Annotated in this window: 2 protein-coding genes; both read left to right on the plus strand. The window is 54.4% G+C overall.

Annotated features, from left to right (window positions below):
* On the plus strand, window positions 1-1,018 hold a 1,018-nt coding region (gene feoB, locus QCH34_RS12360; protein WP_300334578.1), incomplete at its 5' end, for a ferrous iron transport protein B.
* A 3-nt stretch (window positions 1,019-1,021) separates the two neighbouring features.
* Window positions 1,022-1,462 carry a hypothetical protein gene (locus tag QCH34_RS12365; protein WP_300334579.1) on the plus strand — a complete coding sequence of 147 codons (441 nt, stop codon included), beginning with the start codon at window positions 1,022-1,024 and terminating at the stop codon, window positions 1,460-1,462.
* Window positions 1,463-1,607 lie beyond the last annotated feature (145 nt).

Consider the following 1,607-nt stretch of genomic DNA (forward strand, 5'->3'; position numbering starts at 1 on the left):
TGAATGGCTGGCATCGCTCCTTGGAGACGGTGTGATCGGCGGGGTCGGCGGTGTGCTCGTCTTTGTCCCGAACATCTTCATCCTCTTCCTGATCCTCTCGATCCTTGAAGGGAGCGGGTATCTTGCCCGTGCCGCCTTCATCATGGATCGGCTGATGTATGCGATAGGGTTGCCGGGCAAGTCATTCATCCCGATGCTGATGGGCTTTGGATGCAATGTCCCGGCGATCATGTCGACCCGGACGATCGAGGATGATCGCGACCGGCTCATCACCATCCTGGTAAATCCGTTCATCTCCTGTGGTGCCCGGCTTCCGGTGTATATCCTCTTTGCAGGGGTTTTCTTCGGAAGGGATGCAGGGAATGTGATCTTCGGCCTTTATGCCCTGGGTATCCTTGTAGCAATCCTCTCGGCAAAGCTCTTCAGGTACACCGTTCTGCCGGGTGAATCGTCACCATTCATCATGGAGATGCCCCCGTACCGGATCCCGACCCTGAAGAACGCGATGCTGAATATGTGGGAGAAGGGATCAACCTACCTGAAGAAGGCAGGTGGAATCATCCTTATCGGCTCGTTAATCGTCTGGTTCCTTGCTTCATACCCCGCCGGTGTCGGTTATGGAAGCGAGGAGAGTTTCGCCGGGATGATCGGGCATGTACTTGAACCGCTCGTTGCACCGCTTGGCCTTGACTGGAAGATCGCCGTTGCACTCCTCTTCGGCTTCATTGCCAAGGAGATCGTTGTCAGTTCGCTCGGTGTCCTCTATGGGGCAGACGAGGGATCAGCCGCCCTCTCTGACGCACTGCTTGCAGATCCCGCCCTCTCGATGGCAGGAGCCCTTGCTGTGATGGTCTTTGTCCTCCTGTATATGCCCTGTCTGGCAACACTCGCGGTTATTAAAAAAGAGACCGGATCCTGGCGCTGGGCCGGGTTCTCGGTTCTGTATGGACTGGTGGTGGCATGGATATTGGCGTTTGTCACCTTCCATCTCGCCGGATACTTCCTCGGAGGTGTATAAACGATGTCGGAATACAGGAAACAGTTGTTTGCAGGGTTCCTTGGACTCCTGTATCTCACTACCGGATTGGCTGCGTTCATCGCCCTGATATCTCCGGAGATAGAACTCTTCGCACTCCTTGGGATCTCAGGTGATCCGGCGATGGGCTTTATTTCAATCATCATCGGGCTCACCCTTATCTTCGGATACCGTGAGCTCTCAAAAGGCATCCATGAGGGTGTTGCATACCTGCATGTCGGGATCGCCCTTGCTCTCGTCTTTGGGTTGATCTGGCTCCTCTCGACTGGTGCTGGGTTTGCCACACTCGCCATCTTTGAAGGCGAGGAGATCACCTTTGAAATGATTCGGGAAGCGATTGTACCGCAGCTCTACCTTGCAGTCATTGCCCTCTTCGGGTTTATTGTATGGGGCAGGGAGTTCTCTGCCGGACTCCTGAGGGATTAAATGTTTAAGGATATTCTTTTGAAACTTGCAGAAGGAGGGGTTGCAGTCCCCCTGCTTGCTGCCGATCTTGGCATCTCTCTTGATCAGCTCCGTGAACGGCTCAGGATGATGGAGCATATGGGCTATATCGCCGGGGATATCGCAT

This window comes from Methanocalculus sp. (genome assembly GCF_029762515.1).
Taxonomy (GTDB): domain Archaea; phylum Halobacteriota; class Methanomicrobia; order Methanomicrobiales; family Methanocorpusculaceae; genus Methanocalculus.